Origin of the sequence: Geodermatophilus sp. DSM 45219, from assembly GCF_900104025.1 — a bacterium.
Taxonomy (GTDB): domain Bacteria; phylum Actinomycetota; class Actinomycetes; order Mycobacteriales; family Geodermatophilaceae; genus Geodermatophilus.
Window position 1 is genome coordinate 439025 of the sequence record NZ_FNIQ01000004.1, and the last position, 21447, is coordinate 460471.

Here is a 21447-nt window from a genome sequence, read left to right on the forward strand (position 1 = left end):
ACCTCACCGTCCCAGCAGGCCGCGGAGGTAGGCCGCCTGGCCGAGGTGCTGGAAGTCGTCGGAGAGCACGCTGACCAGCCGGACGCCGAGGGTGACCGGCGGGTCCCACCGCGTGTCGACGACGCGGTCGAGGTCGTCGTCGGACAGCCCCTCCAGGAAGTCCGCCGTCCGGGCGTGCACCGCCTGCGAGTAGCCCAGCAGCAGCTCGGCCGAGGGCACCCGGACGGCGTCGACCTCGGCGTCGCCCATCCCGAAGCCGGTGGCCGCGTCGTCCACCGGCAGGCCGAAGCGGCCGGCCCAGCCGTCCGCCGTCCACACCTGCTCGGTGCCCGCGACGTCCGCGACGTGGTCGTCCTGCACCCGCAGCAGGTGCCAGACCAGCCAGCCGATCGGGTTCGCGCCGGGCTGCACCCGGTGGGCGAGGTCGTCGGGGCCGAGCCCGTCGACGGTACCGGCCAGGGTCTCGGCGACCTGCTCGTAGGCGTAGGTGAGGACGTCGCGGGAGCGCACGGGTCACTCGCCACCCGTGGCGGCCTCGGAGGGCGCGGGCTCGCTCTGCGCCTCCAGGTCGGCGGCCTGCTCGGGCGTCTCCATCTCCATGGCGATGTCGCGCGGCTGGGGCGTGTCGGCGGACGGCGTCGTCATGGGGGGAGCCTGCCCCACGACGGCGCGGTCCGCGTCAGGACCAGCCGAGCAGGTAACCGGCGAGGACCACCAGGCCGGCGACCACGGCGAGCACCACGAGCAGCACCACCAGCACCGGGACGACGACCCAGCGGCGGCGGAACCGGAACCGGGGCCGCTGATCCGCCCGCGCCGCCACCGCCCGCTCCCGCTCCTGGGCCGCCGCCCGCTCCCTGGCCACGGCCTGCTCCTGCGCCGCGGCGCTCTCCTGGGCCGCGGCCTCCTCCCGCGCCGTGGCCTGCGCCCGCCGTTCGCGCCGCCGCTCGGCCAGGTGACGGGCCTGGTCGCGGGCGTCGCGGGCCACGGTGCCGAGGACGGTCGCCGAGGCGGCGACCAGGGCCCGCAGGTCCGCGGCGTCGATCCGCTCCACCCGGTCCTGCCGCACCTCGTCGACCTGCTGCGGGGGCTCCGGCTGCCGCGCCGCCGGCCCGGGCGACCAGGGCGCGGGCTGCGCCTCGTCGAGCGCGGCCTGCAGCTGCCGGCACGCCTGCTGCGCCGTCGTCCGCTGCGCCGGGTCCTTGGTCAGCAGTCCGCGCAGCACCGGCTCGAGCGGGCCGGCGTGCGGAGCCGGCGGCGCCTCCTCGGTGACCACCGCCATGAGCGTGGCCATCGGCTCGCCGCGGGCGAAGGCCGGGTGCCCCTCCAGCGCGGTCCACAGGGTGGCGCCCAGCGACCACAGGTCGACGGCCGGGCCGGGCGGCTGGCCGTTGGCGCGCTCGGGCGCCATGTAGGACGGCGAGCCGATGATCGCGCCGGTCGTGGTGATCGTCGGGTCGCCGGTGGCCGTCGCGATGCCGAAGTCGGTGAGGCAGGCCCGCCCGTCGTCGGCGACCAGCACGTTGGCCGGCTTCACGTCGCGGTGCACGACCCCCGCCTCGTGCGCGGCGGTCAGCCCGGCCAGCACGTCGAGCCCGATCCGCGCCACGGCCGGCCACGGCAGCGGGCCCTGGCCGTCGATCACCTCCTGCAGGCTGCGGGCCTGCACGAGCTCCATGACCAGCCAGGGCCGGCCGTCCTCCTCCACCACGTCGTAGACCGAGGTGACCGACGGGTGGTCCAGCCGGGCGGCGGTGCGGGCCTCGCGCATCGTGCGCTCGCGCAGCAGGCGGCGCTCCTCGTCGGACAGGTGCAGCGCGAAGGTGACCTCCTTGACCGCCACCGGCCGCTCCAGCCGCAGGTCGGTGGCCAGCCACACGACACCCATGCCGCCGCGGCCCAGGACCTCGCGGAGCGCGTAGCGCCCGGCCAGCAGGCGGTCGTCGGACGCCGGCTCGGCAGTCATGCGCGGACGGTACGCCCCGACGGGCGCCGGTGCGGTCCGCAGCGCGCCCCGGAGTGCGCCCGGGGCGTCGGCCGGCGGCTCCACCCCGCGGTCGAGAGGGCGGCGGACCGCGACGGAGGACCTTGTCGCAGGCAGGCCGCCCGGACCATGATCGAGCCGCCCGTGGAGGCACCGGGCCCCACGGCCGGCGGTGCGAGGAGGCCGTCATGAGCGAGCAGGCCGAACGGGTCGACCGACCCCAGGCGGGCGGACCACGGGTGGTGGTCGGGGTCGACGGGTCGGCGGGGGCACGGGCCGCGTTGCGGTTCGCCATCGAGGACGCCGTCCGCCGCGACGTGCCCGTCGAGGCGGTCATCGCCCACCGTCCCCCCGAGGCGTGGATGGACTTCGACGCGCTCGGCGGCTTCGACCAGGAGCGCGCCGAGGCCGACGCGGTGCAGCGGGCCGAGACGCTCATCGCCGAGGTGCTCCGCGACGTCCCGGAGCCGCACCCGGTCATCCACGTGACGGCGGTCCTCGGCGCGGCGGCCGACGCGCTGATCCGGGAGTCGGCCGGCGCGGACCTGCTGGTGGTCGGTAGCCGGGGCCACGGCGGGTTCTCCAGCATGCTGCTCGGCTCCACGAGCATGCACTGCGCCCTGCACGCGCCGTGCCCGGTGACCGTCGTCCACTCGCCCGAGTCGCACCGAGAGCGGTTGCACCTGCGCCGCCGCCAGGGCGGGGAGCAGGTACGCGCCCGGAGGCGGCGCTTCCGGGGGGCCACGGCCGACTTCAGCGGCCCCTGACGAACGGCTCCCTGCGGGGGTCCCGCCGCGAGCGCGGTGACGTGCTGGAACGGCCCCGCGTCAGTAGAAGGACCCCCTCCTCCCCACCACTCGCGAGCTCGCGGCGGTACCCGGGAGGGGGCCGAGGGGCGAGGGACGGGGGGTCCTCTTTCAGTCCGGGGAGCCCAGCCAGCGGCGCAGCACGTCGTCCTCCCGGCGCAGCACCACCATGGCCAGCTCCCGGACGGCGGCCTCGGCTTGCCGTCCGACCACCGGCGCGTCGACCTCGGCCTCGCCGGTGACCGTCGACCGGGTGCCCTGCGGTGTCGGGCGCAGCCGGCGCTCGCCGCGCACGGCCGCCGTCCGGCCGAGGATGCGCGTCTCCACCTGGAGCACGCCGCGGTGCCCGCCGTCGCCGTCGGCGGTCCAGCTGCGCCGGTCGGCGACGGCCACCTCGCGGCCGACGAAGCGGGTGAACACCGCCGGGATGCCGAGGGTGGGGACGACGAGCTGCAGCGTGGTGCGCGGGCTGCCGTCGGCCGGGTCGCTGTCCACCGACTCGATCCGGGCGCCCAGGGCCTGCGCGTAGTCGCGCAGGAAGGCCTCGTCGGTGAGGACGCCGAGGACGTCGTCCGGACCGGCCGGGAACGTGGTGGTGTGGTCGATGGGCACGGGACATCCTGCGCCGCCGGACGCCGTCCCCGCGACCGGGCCCCCGGCGCCCCGGGCCCTCGTGCACCGGCGGGTTGCGCCGGTACGGTCCGGCCCTGCCGGCCCGGCTGCACGCCTACCTCGGCCACGCCGACGCCCCCGCCGCGCTGCGCTGGCTCGAGGCGGTCGGCTTCGCGACGGTCCGCCGGCAGGACGGCGCCGACGGGTCGGTGCAGCACGCCGAGGTGCGCCTGGGCGACGCCGTCGTCATGGTCGCCAGCGACGACGGCCCGTACGCGACCCCGCCGCTGGTCGGCCGCTCGACGGGGCGGGGCCTGTACCTGCTCGTCGAGGACGTCGACGCGATCCACGCCCGGGCGCTGGCCGCCGGCGGACCGAGGTCTTCGCGCCCGAGGACACCGAGCGGGGCACCCGGCGCGCCCGGGTCCTCGACCGGCCGGCGTGGCGGTCCCGGCCGGCCCGGCCGGCTCGACGACACCCGGGCGCGGCTCCACGTCGCGCCGCGCCGCACGGGTGGCCACGAGCGTCGGCGAGGCCGCCGAGGGACGGCGGGCCGACCCGTGGCGGCAGCCGGGGAGTGCCCCGGAGGTCAGCCGGGGGCGCCGTCGGCGAGGCTGACCGCGCCGCGCATGAACTGCCCGCGGGTGATCGCCCGGTCGACCTCCTCGACCACCGTCTCGACCAGCCAGCGCGCCGGACCGGCGTGCTCCAGCAGCTCCTCGCCCGCGCGCTCCCGCGGCCCGTCGAGCAGGCCGAGCGTGCTGCCGACGGCGGCGAGCGCGGCGTCGGCCGGCGTCCACGGCTCCGACCGCGGCTGCAGCAGCCGCTCGTCGGCCTGCGTGCGGTCGGCCCGGGCGTCGGTGTAGCGGGTCCCGAGCAGCCGGCGGCGGACGCTCCACGAGCCGCGGCGCAGGTGCTCGGCGGCGAGGTCGCGCTGGTCGACCGGCCCGGCGCGCAGCAGGTCGGTCAGCGACGACGCCCCGTCGGCCAGCAGCCGGTCGGCGGGGGCGAAGCCGGTGGGCGGGTCGTCGAACTCGACGGCGTCCTCGGTGTCGCGGACCCGGTCGCGCAGCGCGAGGTCGACCAGCAGGGTGCCGCGCACGGCCAGCGCCGTGACCAGGTCGTCGGTCAGCCGTCCCCGGTCCAGCGCGAGGGCGGCGAGCCGCATCGACACCGAGTCGTCCCAGCCGTCGCCCACCCGCGCATCCTGGCGCGGACCGGCCCCGCCGCGCGACGGGCCGGCGTCCCGCCCGCCGCACTAGCGTGCGGGCCGTGCCCACGACTGCCGACGACCTGCTCACCGGGGAGCTGCGCGCCCTGCTCGCCTTCGCGGCCGGTGCCCGGCACCCCGACGGCGGGTTCGGCCACCTGGCCGCGGACGGGTCCCTGCTCGCCGACCAGCCGCGCGCGACCTACGGGACCGCGCGGATGACCCACGTGTTCGGCCTCGCCGCGATGCTCGGCAGCCCGGGCGCCGAGGAGCTCGCCGCGCACGGCGTCGCCGCGCTGACCGGGCCGTTCCACGATCCCGAGCACGGTGGCTGGGTCGCGTCGCTGGGGCCGGCCGGGGACGAGGCCGACGACACCAAGGCCGCCTACGTGCACGCGTTCGTGGTGCTGGCGGGTGCGAGCGCCGCGACCGCGGGGGTGCCCGGCGGCCGGGCGCTGCTGGACGAGGCGCTCGCCGTCTGGGACCGGCACTTCTGGGACGACGCGGCCGGGATGGCCGTGGAGGAGTGGGACGCCGGCTGGACGACCTGCGCGGACTACCGCGGCATCAACGCCAACATGCACGGCGTCGAGGCCGTGCTGGCGGCCGCCGACGCGCTGGATGCGCTGGGGGAGGGGGCACCCGGGCAGCTGCGCTCCCGCGTCGCCCGGGTGGTCGAGCGCGTCGTGCACGGCTGGGCGCGGGAGCGCGACTGGCGGCTGCCGGAGCACTTCGACGCCGCCTGGCGGGTGCTGCCCGAGTACAACGCCGACCGGCCCTCGGACCCCTTCCGGCCCTACGGGGTCACCGTCGGCCACCAGCTGGAGTGGTCCCGCCTGGCGCTGCACACCCGCGCGGTGCTCGGCGACGACGCACCGGGCTGGCTGCTGCCCGACGCCGTCGGCCTCTACCGCGCGGCGGTCGACCGCGGCTGGGCCGTCGACGGGCACGACGGGTTCGTCTACACCCTGGACTGGGCCGACCGGCCGGTGGTCACCGCGCGCATGCACTGGGTGCTCGCCGAGGCGATCGGCGCGGCCGCCGTCCTCGGTGCGGTCACCGGCGACCCCGGCTACGCGCAGGACCTGGAGCGGTGGGAGCAGCACGCCACCGACCGGTTCCGGGACCCCGTGCACGGCGGCTGGCACCACGAGCTCACGCCCGAGGGCGACGTCGGGACGACGACCTGGACCGGCAAGCCCGACGCCTACCACGTGGCCCAGGCGCTGCTCCTGCCGCGCACCCCGGTGCGGGGCAGCATCGCCGCGGGGGTGCGGGCCGCGCTGGGCGGCTGATCCTCACCCGACGACGAGCACGTCCGCGAACCCCGCCGAGTGCCGGCTGGTGAAGGGGTAGCTGCCGGGCTCCGACGGCGCCAGGAAGGTCGTCAGGGTCCGCCCGGGGACGACGACGTCGAACGAGCCGTCGTCCGCGGTCAGGCTGACCTCGGTGGCCGAGCCGTTGTGCAGGGTCACCCGCGACCCCGGGGCGACCGCGGAGGAGACGTGGAACCGCGTCCCGTCGACCAGCACGGTGACCGAGAGGTCCCCGTGGTCGTGGCCGGACATGTCGTCGACCGCGGCGGCACCCGGTTCGGGGGCTGCCGTGCCCGTGGTCGCCTCGCCCGGGGTCGCCGTCGCCGCTGCCGGGACGGCGGCGGCCGCCGGGGGCGGGGAGGCGGCCAGCGCCACGGCCAGGGCGACCGTGGCGAGCATGACCGCGGCCTCGACGGCCGCGAACCGCCGGAAGGCCCCCGGGCGGCCCGACCGCAGCCGGGGCAGCGCGGAACGGCGGTGCCGCCGGCCGAGGACGCCGAGGACGACCAGGGCGGCGGTCTTGCCGAGGAGCAGCCACCCGTACCCGCTGCCCAGGACGGTGTCGACCGGGAGCGACCCGCCGAGGACCAGCCAGGCGGCGAGCACCCCTGACGTCCCCGCGGCCGCGAAGCAGACCAGCGCCAGCGCGCTGAAGCGGCCCACCGCCCCGGCCAGGCCGTCCGCGGACCGGCCGTGCACGAGCAGCGCCAGCAGGCCACCGACCCACAGGGACGCCGCGACCACGTGCACGCTGAGGTTGGTCACCGCGAGGACGTGGTCCTCGGCCGCCGAGGAGTGGCCGGTCAGGACCGCGGGCATGACCAGGCCGCAGACCGCCGCGGCGAGCAGCAGGGCGGCCGGCACCGACCCGGCACACCGGCGGGCGGTGAGGGCGACGACGACGGTGGCGACGAGCACGACCACCGCGCTGCGCCCGGCGGGCAGGTCGGTGGCGAAGACCCGCAGCGACGACGCCGTCACGGCGGTGGGCGCGACGCCGACCAGCTGCGCCACGGTCAGCAGGGCACCGGCCACGGTCGCGGCGGCCCAGCCCAGTGCCCACCGCGACGCCGCCCGCAGCGCCCGGCGGGACGCCTGGGGCAGCGAGCGGCCGGAGCCGGGCAGCAGGACCGCGGCGAACAGCAGCGTGCCGACGGTGCCGACGGCGGCGATCCGCCCGGCCAGCGTGGCGACCGGCAGGCCCCAGGAGACCAGCGGCCCGGCCTGCGCCAGGCCCGCGGCGGCCTCGGCCGGGCGGCCACCGCCCAGCAGCAGGGCGAGCACGAGCACCCCGAGCAGCCCGGCGACCGCAGCGACCACGACGGGGACGGCGCTCGTCCGGACGGGCGGACGGGGGAGGGACGCCTCGACGACGGAGGTGGGTGCCATGCCGCTCACGCCCGGCGGCGGGAGCGGAGGACGACGAGGCCGGCGGCGAGGACGACCGCGGCCGCACCCGCCGCGATCCACCCGGCACCGGAGGACGACGACCCGACCGGCCGCGCCGCGGCGGCCTCGCTGGGTGCCGCCGCCTCGGGCGCCGGTGCGGGATCCGCCGCGCTCCCGGCCACGGTGAAGGCGGCCGTGCCCGACAGCGGGTGGCCGTCGGAGGAGGTCACCCGCCACGCGACGGTGTAGGCCCCGGCGGGCAGGCCGTCGGCCAGCGGCTGGACGACGGTGCTGCCGCGCAGCTCGGGCTCGCCCTGCGACACGACCGCGCCGTCGGGTGCGGTGACGACCACCTGGGTGCCCAGGCCCTGCGGCGGGCCGCTCAGCTGCAGCTCGACCTGCGCCGGCGGGGTGGTCAGCGTCGCGTCGTCCGCAGGTGTCGTGGCGACCAGCGCGTCGTGCGCCAGGGCGGCCGGCGTCCCCACGCCCAGCAGGGCGAGGACGGCGGCGGCGAGCACGACCGTCGTCCGGCCGAGGGCGCGCAGGGCGGCAGCGGGTCGTCGCGACATGCCAGGAGTTCGCACCCAGCCGCCGTCCCGGATTGCCGTCGTGCCTGGTCGGCGGGCCGTCACACGATCGTCATGGAGTGCGGGTGAACCGGTTCGTCCCCCCAGCGCGAAGACGGTGCGTGGACGGCGACGGGATCGGCTTCGCAGCCGGGGGGACCCCGACGTCCGAGGGCGCTTCCCCGCCCTGACCTCACGAGGTGGGCGCTCCCGCGTCCACCTGCTCCACCGGCGCCGGTCCCCGACCGCCGCCGGACACCCCGCCTCCCCGGCGGAGGTGCTGCACCCGACTCGAGGAGGAGTCCCTTGCGCAAGGCATTCGCACTTCCCACCGTCGCCATCGCGGCCGCGGCGTTCCCGCTCCTGACCATGTCCCCGGCCCTGGCCGACCACGACGGCAGCTACCAGGCCGACCTCGGTGCGCTCAACGCCTCCGGCGTCTCCGGCACCGGCATGGTGACCCTCTCCGGTGACCAGGCGACGGTGATGATCGAGGCCAGCGGCCTGGTGCCCGGTGCGCCGCACGCGCAGCACTTCCACATCGGCGCCCAGGGCACCTGCCCCACCGACGCCGACGACGAGGACGGTGACGGCTTCGTCAGCGTCACCGAGGGCGCGCCCTACTACGGCGCCATCGGCTCCTCGCTGACCACCGAGGGCGACACGAGTCCGGACAGCGGCCTGGCCGTCGACCGGTTCCCGACCGCCGAGGGCGGCACCATCAGCTACGAGCGGACCTTCACCGTCACCGAGGACGTCCAGAAGGCCTTCGCCGCGGGCACCGCCGTGCTCGTGCTCCACGGTGTCGACAAGGACGGCAGCGGCACCTACGACGGTGACGTCGTGAGCGACCTCGACCCGTCGCTGCCGATGGAGGCGACCGCTCCGGCCGCCTGTGGCGCCTTCGAGGAGGCCCAGATGGGCACCGCTCCGAACGGTGGCGCGGAGACCGGTGCCGGCGGCACCGCGGGCATCGAGCAGCAGGCGGCGATCGGCGTCGGGGCCCTGGCCCTCGCCGGTGCGGCCGGTGCCGGTGCCCTGGCCTACCGCCGTCGTCAGGCCGGCGAGCAGGCCTGATCCGACCGTCCGTGCCGCGCGGGGAGCCCGTCTCCCCGCGCGGCACGGACGCCGTCCGTCGCGGCCCTGATCCCGCCGCCCCCGCACCGACCCCGGAGGCTCCCGTGACCGACCCGTCCCCCCGCCGGCGCACCGCACGAGGCTGGGCGCTGCTGGCCGTCGCCCTCGTCGCCGTCGCCGCCGTCGCGCTGGGTGTGGCGCTCACCGGTCAGCAGGAGCCCCCGCAGCCCGCGGCCGCCGCCGCTACGGCTGAGACCACCACTCCCCGGACGTCGGACGCCGTCCCGCCGCCGAGCGAAGCTCCCGCCCCTGTACCCACGGAGGAGGCCGTCGCCGCCCCGGTGTCGGTCGCGATCCCGGCCATCGACGTCGAGAGCGACCTGATGCGGCTGGGCCTCAACGGCGACGGCACCGTCGAGGTGCCGCCGCTCACCGAGGACGACCAGGCCGGCTGGTACGAGGGCGGCCCGGCCCCCGGCGCGGTCGGCCCCGCGGTGGTCCTCGGCCACGTCGACTCGCAGGAGTGGGGCCCGGGCATCTTCTTCGACCTCGGCGCCCTCCAGGCCGGGGACGAGATCGCCGTGACCCGCGAGGACGGCTCGGTGGCCACCTTCGCCGTCGACCGCGTCGAGCGGCACCGCAAGGACGACTTCCCGACCATCGAGGTCTACGGCAACACCGACGACGCCCAGCTGCGCCTCATCACCTGCGGCGGCGACTTCGACTCGGGCGCCCGCAGCTACGAGGACAACGTCATCGTCTTCGCCTCGCTGGTCGGCACCTCGGCCACCTGAGCCGCGGCGTCCCCACGCAGGCCGGGTAGGCGACACGCGCTGCTGCGATGCTCGCGTGCAGAGGGCGTCGCGCGTCGGGCCTCGCTCCCCGGCCTGGCGGCGACGGGTACCGAGGCCCCCGGCGGTCACCACAGCGCCGCGTCGACCGCATCCTCGTCGGCTCGCGCCTTGCAGGCGGGGTGCACGTGCCGGCGGTGGTACGCGGTCTCGGTGGGCGGCTGGTCGGACAGCCACAGGTGGTCACCGCACCAGCTGCACAGCGAGCGACGGTGCTCCCGGTGGGCGACCCACCAGATGCCGGCCGCCCGGCAGCGGTCGAGCAGCGCGGTGAGCACCAGGGTGTCGCGGCGCACGGTGGTACTCCCCCCAGCACGTTGCTATGCGTGACGGTATCGTATCTGCGGGTGATGCGCGTACGTCCTGCAGCGGTGCGTCCCGGTATGGGGGGCAGTCGGCACGGGGACGTGCACGCCGTAGCCGTCGCGGTCGATGCCACCCTGTACGAGCCGCAGGGCTGCGCCGTCGCGCACCTGCTCGATCCGGTTGGGGCGATCGGGTGGCTCGGTCTGGAGCAGGGGGTCCGGAGCCCGTCGGTGGTGCCAGCCCACCGCGCGTCCGATCTCGTCGGTCGCGGTCACCAGAGGCGGCGATGCGCTTCGGCGATCCGCGGCACGGCCCTCGGCGTCCACCGCCAGCACGGCCGATGCCGCTGCTCCGCCACGCTCAGCTCCGCGTGGCGTGAGTGTCGAGGCTCATCCGGGACAGCGCTCGGCCATCGACCGCAACGGCGTCGAGGCCCACCCGGTGCTCGGCGGGCGAGCACCAGGCGGAGCAGCCCACAGGACCGGTGGGGCGGGTGGGGCTCGAACCCACGACCCAGGGATTGTGGGGGCGCTCAGGCGGCCTGGCGGCTCACGCCGCTGGCCTGCGGATTCGGCCGTTCTCGCAGCTCAGGCGGCACGTTGGATGTTCGCCCGGCTCGGGCTTGATCGCCGCTGATCGCGGCGGCTCGTCGGGTGCGGCGTTGGGTGGCGTCGTGGGCGGGCGCGCGGCGGGGGCGGACCGGGGTCCACCGCCGACCAGCAGTCCGCTTCGAGAGAACACGGGCGCCAGTGCACCGCGTCGTCCCTACGGTCGACCCATGACCGAAACCAACCGCACTGAGAGCCTGAAGGTGGCGGAACGACGGCTTCAGGCTTCCCAACTCGCCTCAGATGTCGAGGCGCTGACCGATCTTCTCGACGACGCACTGCTCTTCACGGGTCCCGATGGAAGCCTCTTCACCAAAGACGACGACCTCGACGCGCATCGCAGCAGGCAGCAGGTGCTGAGTCGGGTCGAGGAGTCTGAGTTGCAGGCGTTGGTTGTCGGCTCCACCGGGGTGACCTGGTTCTTGGGAACCCTGGAGGGCACGGTGGGCGGTCAGCCGTTCGCGGCTCGGATGCGGTACACCCGAACCTGGGTCTCGGACCACCGGGGAGGCTGGCGCATCATCGCGGCCCACGCGTCGGCGGTGAACGAGTAGGGCGTTCTACTTCCCTCGATCAGATGGGGCCTGCGCCTCGATGCCCCGAGATTCGAGGCGAAGAGGGGAGGTGCCCCTGGGACGAACCGCCAGGCACTCCCAGGGGCACCGGTCCATGGAGTGGAACGGACGCCCGGGAGGGCGGCGGCTCACCTCCCGGGCGTCCAGCGCATGGACCTAGCCGGCCTGCTGTTCGTCTGGCTGAGCGGGCTGCTCCGGCAGGCCCAGGCGGTGCGCCATACGCTCCCGAGTGGTCAGCCCGCCCCACATACTTCGCCGCCCAGCCCGAGACCGCTCCCGCCTGGTTCCGCGCCCTCACCGACCCGGCTGTCGGGGCCGCTCTCCGCGCCCTGTACGCCGACCCCGCCAGCCCTTGGACAGTTGCCGCGCTGGCCGACCAAGCTCACCCGTCACGCGCCAGCTTCGCTCGCCGCTTCACCGCGCAGCTCGGCACCGGACCACTGAGCTACCTGACTGACTGGCGGATGGCCCTCGCCCGCGAGCGTCTCCGCGACACCGATGACGGCCTCGCCATGATCGCCCACACACTGGGCTACGCCTCGGAGTTCTCCTCCCAGACCTTCAAGCGTCACCACGACATCGCACCAGGCCGCTGGTGCGCCACCGCCCGAGGCATCGCATGACGCTGCTTCCGGCGCCGCGGACCTGCCCGGCGACGCGGTGCGGCTGCACCGCCCGTGCTTGCGCCGTCCGGGAGCCCAACGGTCTGCGGCGCATCCACGCGGCCGGGCATGCAGATGCGGTCGTGTCTTGCAGGGGATCGCTTACCCGGACGCCGCCGTCAGGCTCTGCGACCGATCTCGTGGACGAGGTCGGGGACGGCGCACGTCCGGAACAGAAAAGGGGGCGGCGTCGAGTTCTACAGCCGCTCTTGTGTCGGGCTGCGCGAGGGATTCACGCCGGTTGGCCGGTGTCCCCCTGCGGTGCCGACCACGGAGAAGCGGGACCTGCGACCGGGCCTGGGACTTCCGGTAGGGGACCGGCTACTGAGGCTGGTGTCGGGCTGAGGCTGCGCGGTGTCGCCGGGCGTAGGAGACGGTGACTGCGGCAAGTAGCGGACCCCAGGCGACCAGCGGCAAGTACAGGAGGCCAACCACGTTCGCTCCCGCCGGCGTCATGTCGGGGTGCGGGGTGTCCCACCAGAACAGCAACTCAGTCCACAGGAGAATGAGGGCCACGGCGCCTGCCGATGCGGCCACGATGACCAGTCTCGTGCGGACGGGACGCCCCCCGAGGCGTGGCACCCAGCGAGGTATGACGTCACCCCACGGCTGTACCAGGCCGAGGGTGAGGAGGGCAGCCACTTCGCTGAGCACGCTGAGCACCACCAGGTAGATCCAGCCTGATCCGGCGACGTCGAGGTCGATCAGGCCCTGCTCGGTGAACCCACCCGAGAACCCGAGGACGAGGGATAGCCGCCAGAGGGCGGACGGCAGGGGTGTCAGCGCCGCAGCATGCGCGGCCACGAGTGCCCATCGGGGAGCGGGTGCCGGTGCTGGCCCGACGCCCAAGACGCCTGCTGCGGAGGTCACATGCCAGGACACTAGGGCCGCGGCGTAGAGACCACGTGGATGTCGCTGCAAGGCCGCGCATGACACCCCCTCGCACGGTCCTGCTGGGACGGTCGGGAGGCACCGAAGTCTGACGGCTCCTTGTCGAAGCGTCCCGGTAGCCGAACGCGCACCGGACGGTGTGGGCGCCCTCGACCGGCAAGCCGATGATCACCGCAAGGGGATCGCCGACCGGGAGGTCGTGACCCTGGTCGCTGAGGCCTCGGACGTCGCCGCAACGGTTTCGCCGCGCGAGACCCTCTTTGCCGACTGCCGACTGCCGACTGCCGTCGACGTCTGGCTTCGGGCGGCAAGCGCTATCGGTCCCGGACCAAAGTTGCCGGTATGACCACCGGGACGTCGTCACTGCGTCGGTGGCTCGCGCACATGCCGATCCCGCGAGAGCGGCAGCACCAGCAAGACCAGCGTCGTGACGACGGCGAAGACGACCGGGGCCACTCGGTTGCCGAGCCAGTCGGCCACGACGCCGGCGAGGAAGCCGCCGAGTGGCTGTACGCGTACGCGTGCGAGTCCTGCTTGGTCGGGTCTTCTTGCGTGAATCAGCCGTGGACCGGGTCGTAATAGCGGATACCGCGTTTGATCAGGCCGGTGGCGGTGTCGGTGTGGCCACCGCCGTACTGGTAGGGCTGGGGTTAGGGTGGATGAACGTAGTGTCGAATCGTGAAGATCCAGCGATGCGCTACAACAATGGGTCGAAGATGTCCTCGTGGATGATCCGACCTTCAGTGGTCATCCACTCCTGGAAGCTCTCGGGAGGCCATTCGTTGGGATCGTCGACGGGGAGTGGCAGGTCGGGCACGAGGGTGATCTGGAGCCCCGCCGTGAATTCTCGCCCGGCTGGATGGAAGTGGGCAAGTTCCTCTCCTGGGGCTAGTCGGTAGTCGTGACGACTGATGACTGTCACCCACTGAGCCTCCGGCCACGATCGCTGTTCGTCGGTCTGCTCGCCCTGGCCCTCGACGTGCCCTAGACCGATGAGTGTGCCGGTTCTCTCTCCCAGGAGATCCTCGTACTCCTGGAAGGCGCGCCGAAGCGCCGAGTTGATGGACTCGAGTCCTACGAGGTCACCCTCGGACCAGGCAGCCATCTCGGCTGCGTGACGATCCAGCGCCGCGCTTAGATCGACATGGGCTTGTCGTAGCCTCGCCGGCCAATCCGCGGCAAGCCAACCCTCTCGCTCAACCAATGTGCACCGTCCGCCACTCTTGGCTCCCTGGACGCCGATAATCTACGTGCGCCCTGTCTCCGAGCCCACACGGCCCTCGGCCCTGGCACTCATACCCCTTCTGTTCCAACCGCTCCGTCCAACGTCGCTGCGCCTGAACTGCGGCGCGCTGGCTCCTGACCGGGACTCGAAGCGGTGCGGCGGCTCGGGCAGCCTGACTGGTTGCCGCCCCTGCGCGAGGGGCGATCATGCTGGCCCCACGGAGCAACACCGCTGCGAGCAGGAGCGCCGGGGGGATATCGCCGTTTGGGTCGTTCAAGGAGACTGGGTCGCCGGCGACATATATGTAGTCGTGCGCTTCTTGGCCGGTGGGGTCGGGTTGGGTGAAGCGGCCGTGGGTCGGGTCGTAGTAGCGGACACCGAGCTTGATCAGGCCGGTGGTGGTGTCGGTGTGGCCACCGCCGTACTGGTAGGGCTGGGTGAGGGTGCCGGTGCTGGCGCGCAGGACCCCGTAGGCGCTGTAGGTGTAGCTGGCGGCGACGGTGCCGTTGGTGGTGACCATGGCGCGCACGGAGTCGACCTGGTCGGTGAATGGGTAGTAGCTGGTCGCCGAGGCGGGGGTGTTGGTGGGGCCTTGCCGGATGGCGATCAGGGCTCCGTCGGGGTCGCGGAGGGTCCAGGTGGAGGTGCCTTCCGTTGCCGACCACGCGGGGGCGGGGGACAGCGGGCTGGGCTGGAACGTGGTGTTGCCGGCGGCGACGCGCTCGAGGTTGCCGGTACCGGCGTAGCGGGAGGTGACCGCGGCGCCGCCGGCGGGGGTTGTGGTGACGGCCTGGTTACGGTCGTTGTAGGTGACGGTGCGCCCGGGGTTGGCCTTGGCGGTGGTCTGGTTGCCGTTGCCGTCGTAGGTGAACCCGGTGCCGGTCAGGGTCCCGGTAGAGCCCAGGCCGGTGGCCGAGGTCATCTGGTTGGCGCCGTCGTAGGTGGCGGCGATGGCCGGGCTGGCGCTGGTGCAGGTGGCGCCGGGCAGGGTGTAGTAAGCGGTCCGGTTCCCGGCCGGGTCGTAGCAGAACGCCTCGTAGTCGGTGGTCGTGCCACCGGAGCTCGGGGTGGTGTTGGCGACGGTGAGCCGGTCGAGGGCGTCGTAGGTGTGGGTTGTCTTCCGGGCGGTGACCGCGTCGGTGACCGAGGTGACCAGGCCGGTGTCCTTGCCCGGGTTGCTGGCCGACGCCGGCAGCGTGGCGTCGGCCCAGCTCAGGGTCAGATCCAGGCGGGTGGCGCCGGCGGCGACGCCCTTGATCTGGGTGGGCCGCCCGGAGCCGTCCAGGGTCCAGGTCTGGGTCGCCTCGCCGGGGTAGCGCACGGCGGTGCGCCGCCCGTCGTCGTCGACGGCGAACAGGATGCACTTGGTGGACGCGGCGCCGGGGGTGGCGTAGGTCTGGCTGGTGCAGTCCCCGCCGGGTTCGGTGATCGCGGTCAGTTGGTTGGCCGGGTTGTAGGTGTAGCGGACCTGGCCGCCGGCGTCGGCGTAGCTGGTCATCCGGCCGAGGGAGTCGTAGTCGAACTCGATGGGGCCCTCGGGGCTGCGGATGCCCTCGATGCGGTCGACCAGCTGCGGGTGGCGGTTGTACTGGGTGGCGCGGGTGCGGGTGCCGGCGGGGTCGTACTCGGTGAGCTCGCGCAGTGGCCCGTCGCCGGTGATGTAGCTGGACTCGCTGGACTTGTCGTGGTGCTGGACGTAGGTGCGCCGGTTGAGGGCGTCGTAGCCGTAGACGGTCTTCTGGCCCTTGCCGTCGGTGAGGGTCTCCAGCCGGGAGAGTGTGTCGTAGGTGAAGGTCTGGATGCCGCGCCCGGTGGTGGTCTGCCCGGCGGCGTCGGTGCCCGGCGGGATGAGCGTGGTCAGCTGACCGAGGTTGTCGTAGCGGTAGGCGGTGCGGTGCGCGGTGGTGGTCGCCGCCGAGGTGCCGGCGGTGTAGAGGGCGTCGCGCTCCTCGCACAGCACCCCGGTCTTGGTCGCGGTGACCGCCCCGTTGACCGTGGGACCGCAGTTGACCGTGCCGCCGTAGGCCGGGTCGGTGTCGCCCTGGTACAGGTAGCGCACGGTGGTGCCGCCTTGGGTGACTGCGCTGGTCTCCCCGCGGGTGTTGTAGGTGTAGCCGGTGGTGTTGCCGCGGGCGTCGGTGGAGCTGATCGGGTCATAAAGGCGGGCGCCGGTGCCGTAGGTGTGGGCCATGCCCGCGCCGGTGGGGGTCCGGGTGTTGGCCAGGGTGAAGGTCTCGGGGTTGTAGGTGCTGGTGGTCGTGGCCGCGCCACCGCCGGCTGCCGGGGTGGCGAAGGTCGTGGTGGCGGTGTCGTCGTTGGGCGTGTATGTGGCGTCCCGGTGCTTGCCGCGGGCGTCGGTGACCCGCCCGACCCGGCCGCGCCCGTCGGAGGTGTAGGTGGTGGTGTTGTCGTTGGGGTCGCGCACCTCGGTGCGGGTGGCAGGCGTGCCGGTGGAACGGTCGGTGGTGCCGTAGCTGAAGGTCCAGGTCGGCCCGGTGCCGGCGGCGGTGTCGGTGACGCGGGTCAGCCGGGTGATCCGCCCGCGGTCGTCGTAGGCCAGCGTGGTGCGCTTGCCTTCGGGGGTGGTGATCGAGGTGACCCGGTGGGCGGCGTCGTAGCCGTAGCGGACGTGGCCGCCGGCGGCGTCGGTGAAGAGGGCCAGCTCGTTGTTGGCGTTGGTCTCGTAGAACACCGAGCGGTTGGCCCAGTCGGTGGCCGCGGTGTTCCAGTACCCGGGGTTGGTGACGGCCACGGTGCGCCCGCGGGTGTCGGTGATCGACCGCAGGATCCGGGTGTCGCTGTAGGGCAGCGTGGCGGCGGCGTCGTAGGTGAAGGTGAGCGCGTTGCCGTTGCGGTCGGTCACCTTGGACAGCCCGTAGGTGGCCCCGCCGATGCCGGTGAAGGTCTGCACGACCTTGCTGCTACGGGCGGTGAGCGTCCAGGTGCCGTTCGGCCCGGTGGCCAGGTCGGCGTCCAGGCCCATCGGGCGGGTGTAGGAGCCGTCCAGGGCGCGGTGGAAGACGTGCAGCGCGCCGCTGCCGTCCCGGTAGGACACCGCCCAGGGCTGGACGGTCAGGCGCACGCCGCCGGCACCGCCGGTGGAGGTGGTCCAGCCGTGGCCCAGTGGGCCGAGGAAGTCGGTGGCCAGGCTGTTGGAGGTGTGGCCGATCTGCAGGTCCAGGCCCACCCCGGACAGGGAGAACTCGCCGGTGCTGACCGCGGCGTTGCCGTTGGCCGGGTTGACCGAGACGCTGGTGCGGTCGGTGAGGTCCAGCTGCACCGCGGCGCTGTCGGCCTTGCGGGCGCCGGTGCGCGGCTGCCAATCCACGTACAGCGAGGGCGCGGCGGTTGAGGTGGGGGCCGACAGCTGCAGGCGCTGTCCGCCGGAGGCGGCGGTGGTCTTCTCCAGGGAGAACCCGTGGTGGGCGGCGGTGCCCTCCACCCAGCGGGAGACCAGCTCGCCGACCTCGATGTTCTGGTAGGTGCCGTTCGGGGTCAGCGTCGCCCGGCCGGCCGCCTGCGGTGCCCGGTCCCCGCCGGGGGTGGTCCAGGCGGTGGTGCCGTTGCGGGTGTTCCAGGTCGCGGCGTTGGTCCAGGCGGCGGTCACCTCGCGGACGTCGACCGAGGAGGCCACGGCACCGGTGGTGGCGGTGACGTGCAGGTTCAGGTGCGCGCGCTGCACCTGGTTGTCGGCCGGTACCACGGTGAGCAGCTCGTCGAAGCGCAGCAGCGCCCGCTCGGCGGTGCCGTCGGTGGAGTTCCACGACACCGGCAGCGCCGAGCCCGCGCAGGCCGCGGTGGTTGCGGCCGCGGAGCGGATGGAGCAGCCCAGCATCGGCGAGGGGTACTCGATGGTCGGGTCGACCACCACCGGGAAGGCCCGGGCGGGGTCGGCCAGCCAGGCCCGGTCCGGGGTCAGGGTCAGCCGCCAGCGCCCCCGCCCGGCTTCGGCCAGGTCGACGGTGACGTCGTCGGAGTGCGCGCCGGCCGCGTCGTCCATGAACGGCGCGGGGATGACGAACACCGCCCGGTCGTCGGCGTCGACCACGGTGACCACGTCGTCGGTCTCCACCGCGTGCAGCCCGCGGCCGGCGGCCAGCTCGAAGGAGACCGCCCCATCGGCGCCGAGCGAGGCGACCGCGGCCGAGGAGTCCAGCACGATGGACTCCTTCACCCCGTCGGCCTGCGCCTCATAGGTCACGTCCACCCCGGCGCCGACCGCGTCGGGATAGACCACCTCGGCGCCGTCGACCTTCCCGGCGCCGGCGGCCGGCGCGGTGCGGTCCTCGGCGAGTTCCAGCGACACGCGCCGCTGCGGATCGGCGACATCGACCACCTGCACCGCGCCGGCGGCCAGGGTGGCCGGGAAAGTGGCGGTGAACCGGTTGGCGGCGTTCGCCCAGCCGCCGTCGGCGTCCCGCCCGGTGGCCACCAGATCGTTGTCGACCGGCACCCACTCGCCGTCGGCGTTCTGGAAGTTCAGCGACCCGGTCGACAGCTGGGTGCTCAGCACCCCGCTGACCGGGTCCTGCACGGTGCGCGAGGTGCGGGTGCGCAACCCGGGCACCTCCACCGGGTCGGTCTTCCCCGGGCCGGCCTGCCGCTGGGCGGCCGCGGCCGCCCAGCGGTCCTCGTCGCGCGGATAGGGCGTCCCCTTGGGCCCCTGTGGGCCGGGCCCGCGGTCCTCACCCGCCCCAGCAGGTGCCGGCGCGTCCGGTGCGGCACTAGCCGGCGGCGCACCCGCTACGCCGATGGTTAGCGTGGCGGCCAGCAGCACGCCCAGCGGCTTGGCACGCCACGTGGGCAGGACGACGGAGGCAGGACGAACGGGCACGAGAACCTCACCAGCGGACACGACGAGCCGAGCAGGACGGAGAAGCGGAGAAACCGAGTGCTCAGCGCCCGGCCATGGCGCTGTGATCACGCACGCTGACAGCGACGCAGGGTAGTGTCAAGATCGCTCTCTGTGACGGACGGGTTCGGTCACCCAGTCAGGTGAAGGCGCGCCAGGATCCCCGCCCTTGACCCGCAGTGCGCCCGGCAAGGCTGGACGACAGCGATGCTCCGGTTCCAGTGCGGTGTCGGTTCGGCCTGACCTACCTTGACGATGTCCCCGCCGTCCTGCATCAGGGCTTCATCAGTAGCTGGTAAGCCGCCGCCTCCCAGCAAAGTGCGTGGTGCAGTTGCCCGGTGCCGCCGTAGCGGTACGAAAGGTTTCTGGAGAGATCGATCGGCACTGCAAAGCATCCTGGTCGCGCAGGAGGCGAACGGTGCAGGCCCGGTGCTTCTCCCGCATACCTATTGATCCCGCCGTCAACGGTTCGCGGCTGACCAGGTCAACGGCACAGGGCAAGCTGTCGCTTATGGCCCTGTCCCGCGATGAAGCACTGGCCTTGCTCAGCTCTCCTCAGTCAGCGCAACGGCGGCGGGGAGCCAAGCGTCTGCGCACTCTGGGTGACCCCTCGACGGCTGCTGCGGTCCGTGTAGCCCTACAACGTGAGCTGCAAGACGAGCGAACGTGGGAAACGCAGTACCAACTCGTGATGGCCCTGGGAGCCGCCGGAGACAGCAGCGACGTCGTCTGGCTCAAAGACCTAGCGGGGGAGCCGCGAGATGCCACAATGATCAACTGCGCCCTCGGAGACGCCATCGTCCGCCTAGGGCACAGTCAGTCGACCGCTGACGAGCCAGTCATGTGGTGCCAGCGGCAGAGCATCGACCTCTTAGATGAAGGCGCCCAGCGGGCGACCGCCCTCCTGAAGCTGGTACCGAGGGACCCCACCGTAAACGAACTGATCAGCAAGGCGGAGTCGCGCCTGTGGGACCCCGAACACCCGCACGACCTCCTCGGGCTATGGGTGGTTATCGCAGCAGCTGGCTGGCGAGGTGAACGCGTTGACGTCTTTCTTGACCGCTGCCTGTATGACCGCCGAGACGAGGTTGCCAAGGCCGCCAGCGAAGCGCAGCAAGGGCGGTACATGAAGATGAGTTATCTGTGAGCGACCGTCGGGCTGGGGAGGACAGGCCAGACAACGGGCCAACCGTCCGGAGCAAGATCGACGATCAGGCGCCTCAGCCGCTGCTGATGGCGCATGCGCTCTCAGCAGCTCCGGTAGGGCCATGGACCGGTCCCGGGGACAACGAGCCGTCCCCGACGTCGGGTAGGCACGGCTATCAACGGTTGCACTCCACGAGTCAGAGGGTTGGAGCGGGTCGAGTCCCTCGGACTCCGCGCGTCGACGAGAGCGCAGTCCTGGACCTGTGGGTCTACGTCAGCTCGGAGACCGCCGTTGAGGCATAGGCGCCCTTGGGGACGTCCCGATCGGCCAACGGCTACCGGCGCAGTTGGCGCCGATGGGATAAGCACCAAGCGCCGTCCGGCAGGGGATCGGTCAGCGGGACAGTCGAGCGCGTCGCGGAACCAGCGGACACTCCTGCACGAAGGCGATGCGCTGCTGACGCCGGCGCCGTAGGCAGGATCGGCCACCACGTTCGACCCGGCCGCCGAGCTGCGCATCGGCGGCTGCCTGGCGATCGTCGCGATCGAGCACGAGTTGATCGACCCGGAGCTGGCCCCCAGCCGCTCACGCCATGACCTCTTGGCCGCGCGCACGCGTGCTGGGAGGCTCGTGGTCTCGGACGGGAGTCGGCCATGTCCTGGATCTCTGCTTGCTTTGGCCTCCGCGCCTACGTCAGCCACACTTGCAGCAAGCGGCATGCGCACCGAACCCTGGAGCAGGAGCTGGCCGCCTACGCCACCCCTGCCGACCGCGACGAGCTGGCTGCCCTGATCGCCGGGCGTGGCTACACCGACTGCGAGGCAGCTGACGTGCTGACCGGGCAGGCGTACGTGGACATGCTCCGCGACAGCAATCCTCCGTTCTGGCCGTTCACGAGTTCCGCGAGCTCCCCGGAGTTCCGGTCAGGTGCTCGCTGAGCCGCTTCGCTCGTGCATGAAAAGGTGACGAGTACTCAGCCGACGCAACTCGCCGGGCGTCCCGCAAGAGGAACGCCGACCGGGAACACCGCTGGACAGAGCACGTGTCGCTCAGCCGCTGTCCCGTAGGACCCGCCCGATGAACCTTCCCGCAGGGGGAGGGCAACCGGGACACCCTGCTGGCTCGGCTGAGCCGAGTCGTCCGCCAGCCGCCTGATGCCCACACCACCGTGTCACGAGAGGCTGCGCCGGGACGCGAACCGGTGGATCGCCGAGTTCGTTGTCATCAGTACAAACAACAGGGCAGACGGCATCCTGGTTACAGTTGACAATCGCCATGAACGACCAACAAGAAGACACCTACGGCGACTTCTTACCCGTACCGTCCAACGCCTGCCGCTAACCTTCAAGCGTTCACTCAAGAACGGCACA

At 73.5% G+C, this 21447-nt stretch carries 19 protein-coding genes; 8 read left to right on the forward strand and 11 right to left on the reverse strand.

Translation table 11 applies throughout. From position 1 onward, the window contains the following. Positions 1 to 3: 3 nt before the first annotated feature. From BLR12_RS15005 to BLR12_RS15010, 3 genes are read right to left on the reverse strand one after another with little or no spacing between them, the layout of a single operon-like run. Positions 4 to 510 carry a mycothiol transferase gene (locus BLR12_RS15005; protein ID WP_091379573.1) on the reverse strand — a complete coding sequence of 169 codons (507 nt, stop codon included), beginning with the start codon at positions 508 to 510 and terminating at the stop codon, positions 4 to 6. 3 nt (positions 511 to 513) lie between these two features. After that, a complete protein-coding gene (locus BLR12_RS25260; protein ID WP_255363518.1) occupies positions 514 to 645 on the reverse strand; it encodes a hypothetical protein in 132 nt (43 codons plus the stop codon). Positions 646 to 679: 34 nt separating this feature from the next. Beyond that, a complete protein-coding gene (locus tag BLR12_RS15010) occupies positions 680 to 1966 on the reverse strand; it encodes a serine/threonine-protein kinase (RefSeq protein WP_091380007.1) in 1287 nt (428 codons plus the stop codon). A 206-nt stretch (positions 1967 to 2172) separates the two neighbouring features. Here BLR12_RS15010 and BLR12_RS15015 point away from each other — a divergent pair, with 206 nt between their 5' ends. Then, positions 2173 to 2751, forward strand: a complete 579-nt coding sequence (locus BLR12_RS15015; protein ID WP_091379574.1) for a universal stress protein — start codon at positions 2173 to 2175, stop codon at positions 2749 to 2751. A gap of 150 nt (positions 2752 to 2901) precedes the next feature. Here BLR12_RS15015 and BLR12_RS15020 read toward each other — a convergent pair whose 3' ends face one another. Then, positions 2902 to 3402: a DUF2505 domain-containing protein gene (locus BLR12_RS15020; RefSeq protein ID WP_091379577.1), complete on the reverse strand. Its 501-nt coding sequence runs from the start codon at positions 3400 to 3402 to the stop codon at positions 2902 to 2904. 589 nt (positions 3403 to 3991) lie between these two features. After that, on the reverse strand, positions 3992 to 4600 hold the full coding sequence (locus BLR12_RS24075) for a hypothetical protein (RefSeq protein ID WP_143018784.1): 609 nt from the start codon (positions 4598 to 4600) through the stop codon (positions 3992 to 3994). Between the two features lie 74 nt (positions 4601 to 4674). Here BLR12_RS24075 and BLR12_RS15030 point away from each other — a divergent pair, with 74 nt between their 5' ends. Further along, positions 4675 to 5907, forward strand: coding sequence for an AGE family epimerase/isomerase (locus tag BLR12_RS15030; protein WP_255363519.1), 1233 nt, complete (start codon positions 4675 to 4677; stop codon positions 5905 to 5907). A 3-nt stretch (positions 5908 to 5910) separates the two neighbouring features. On the opposite strand, the gene BLR12_RS15035 is transcribed toward BLR12_RS15030, so the two are convergent. Continuing rightward, entirely contained in the window at positions 5911 to 7317 is a 1407-nt protein-coding gene (locus BLR12_RS15035; protein WP_091379579.1) for a CopD family protein, read from the reverse strand. Positions 7318 to 7322: 5 nt separating this feature from the next. Beyond that, positions 7323 to 7886 (reverse strand): copper resistance CopC family protein, encoded by a 564-nt coding sequence (locus BLR12_RS15040; protein WP_091379581.1) that lies wholly within the window; start codon positions 7884 to 7886, stop codon positions 7323 to 7325. Between the two features lie 303 nt (positions 7887 to 8189). Here BLR12_RS15040 and BLR12_RS15045 point away from each other — a divergent pair, with 303 nt between their 5' ends. Beyond that, positions 8190 to 8960, forward strand: a complete 771-nt coding sequence (locus BLR12_RS15045) for a hypothetical protein (RefSeq protein WP_091379584.1) — start codon at positions 8190 to 8192, stop codon at positions 8958 to 8960. 104 nt (positions 8961 to 9064) lie between these two features. Further along, the gene (locus BLR12_RS15050; RefSeq protein ID WP_091379587.1) at positions 9065 to 9754 is read left to right on the forward strand and encodes a class F sortase; all 690 of its coding nucleotides are present in this window, start codon (positions 9065 to 9067) and stop codon (positions 9752 to 9754) included. A 125-nt stretch (positions 9755 to 9879) separates the two neighbouring features. Here BLR12_RS15050 and BLR12_RS15055 read toward each other — a convergent pair whose 3' ends face one another. After that, positions 9880 to 10107 (reverse strand): hypothetical protein, encoded by a 228-nt coding sequence (locus BLR12_RS15055; RefSeq protein WP_091379589.1) that lies wholly within the window; start codon positions 10105 to 10107, stop codon positions 9880 to 9882. A gap of 788 nt (positions 10108 to 10895) precedes the next feature. Between BLR12_RS15055 and BLR12_RS15060 the strand changes: the two genes are divergently transcribed. Together BLR12_RS15060 and BLR12_RS25680 are read left to right on the forward strand one after the other, a co-directional pair. Continuing rightward, positions 10896 to 11279, forward strand: a complete 384-nt coding sequence (locus tag BLR12_RS15060; protein ID WP_091379591.1) for a nuclear transport factor 2 family protein — start codon at positions 10896 to 10898, stop codon at positions 11277 to 11279. Between the two features lie 23 nt (positions 11280 to 11302). Beyond that, on the forward strand, positions 11303 to 11923 hold the full coding sequence (locus BLR12_RS25680) for a helix-turn-helix transcriptional regulator (protein WP_091379594.1): 621 nt from the start codon (positions 11303 to 11305) through the stop codon (positions 11921 to 11923). A gap of 360 nt (positions 11924 to 12283) precedes the next feature. On the opposite strand, the gene BLR12_RS15070 is transcribed toward BLR12_RS25680, so the two are convergent. The 3 genes from BLR12_RS15070 to BLR12_RS25555 all read right to left on the reverse strand — a co-directional run bounded on the left by BLR12_RS15070 (position 12284) and on the right by BLR12_RS25555 (position 18912). Then, entirely contained in the window at positions 12284 to 12766 is a 483-nt protein-coding gene (locus BLR12_RS15070; RefSeq protein WP_218120688.1) for a hypothetical protein, read from the reverse strand. Between the two features lie 784 nt (positions 12767 to 13550). Continuing rightward, positions 13551 to 13958: a hypothetical protein gene (locus tag BLR12_RS15085; RefSeq protein WP_091379601.1), complete on the reverse strand. Its 408-nt coding sequence runs from the start codon at positions 13956 to 13958 to the stop codon at positions 13551 to 13553. Between the two features lie 91 nt (positions 13959 to 14049). Then, positions 14050 to 18912: an RHS repeat-associated core domain-containing protein gene (locus tag BLR12_RS25555; RefSeq protein WP_143018785.1), complete on the reverse strand. Its 4863-nt coding sequence runs from the start codon at positions 18910 to 18912 to the stop codon at positions 14050 to 14052. A 709-nt stretch (positions 18913 to 19621) separates the two neighbouring features. On the opposite strand from BLR12_RS25555, the gene BLR12_RS24880 reads away from it, so the two are divergent. Together BLR12_RS24880 and BLR12_RS15100 are read left to right on the forward strand one after the other, a co-directional pair. Then, a complete protein-coding gene (locus BLR12_RS24880; protein ID WP_143018786.1) occupies positions 19622 to 20077 on the forward strand; it encodes a hypothetical protein in 456 nt (151 codons plus the stop codon). A 653-nt stretch (positions 20078 to 20730) separates the two neighbouring features. Next, positions 20731 to 21015: a hypothetical protein gene (locus BLR12_RS15100; protein WP_091379610.1), complete on the forward strand. Its 285-nt coding sequence runs from the start codon at positions 20731 to 20733 to the stop codon at positions 21013 to 21015. The last annotated feature ends 432 nt before the right edge of the window (positions 21016 to 21447 follow it).

What these genes read in the sequence shown, in the direction of transcription:
- BLR12_RS25260 (WP_255363518.1), bottom strand. Translation starts at nt 645, where the DNA reads ATGACGACGCCGTCCGCCGACACGCCCCAGCCGCGCGACATCGCCATG.
- BLR12_RS15010 (WP_091380007.1), bottom strand. Translation starts at nt 1,966, where the DNA reads ATGACTGCCGAGCCGGCGTCCGACGACCGCCTGCTGGCCGGGCGCTAC.
- BLR12_RS15015 (WP_091379574.1), top strand. Translation starts at nt 2,173, where the DNA reads ATGAGCGAGCAGGCCGAACGGGTCGACCGACCCCAGGCGGGCGGACCA.
- BLR12_RS15035 (WP_091379579.1), bottom strand. Translation starts at nt 7,317, where the DNA reads ATGGCACCCACCTCCGTCGTCGAGGCGTCCCTCCCCCGTCCGCCCGTC.
- BLR12_RS15040 (WP_091379581.1), bottom strand. Translation starts at nt 7,886, where the DNA reads ATGTCGCGACGACCCGCTGCCGCCCTGCGCGCCCTCGGCCGGACGACG.
- BLR12_RS15060 (WP_091379591.1), top strand. Translation starts at nt 10,896, where the DNA reads ATGACCGAAACCAACCGCACTGAGAGCCTGAAGGTGGCGGAACGACGG.
- BLR12_RS25680 (WP_091379594.1), top strand. Translation starts at nt 11,303, where the DNA reads ATGGGGCCTGCGCCTCGATGCCCCGAGATTCGAGGCGAAGAGGGGAGG.
- BLR12_RS15085 (WP_091379601.1), bottom strand. Translation starts at nt 13,958, where the DNA reads ATGGCTGCCTGGTCCGAGGGTGACCTCGTAGGACTCGAGTCCATCAAC.
- BLR12_RS24880 (WP_143018786.1), top strand. Translation starts at nt 19,622, where the DNA reads ATGGCCCTGGGAGCCGCCGGAGACAGCAGCGACGTCGTCTGGCTCAAA.
- BLR12_RS15100 (WP_091379610.1), top strand. Translation starts at nt 20,731, where the DNA reads ATGTCCTGGATCTCTGCTTGCTTTGGCCTCCGCGCCTACGTCAGCCAC.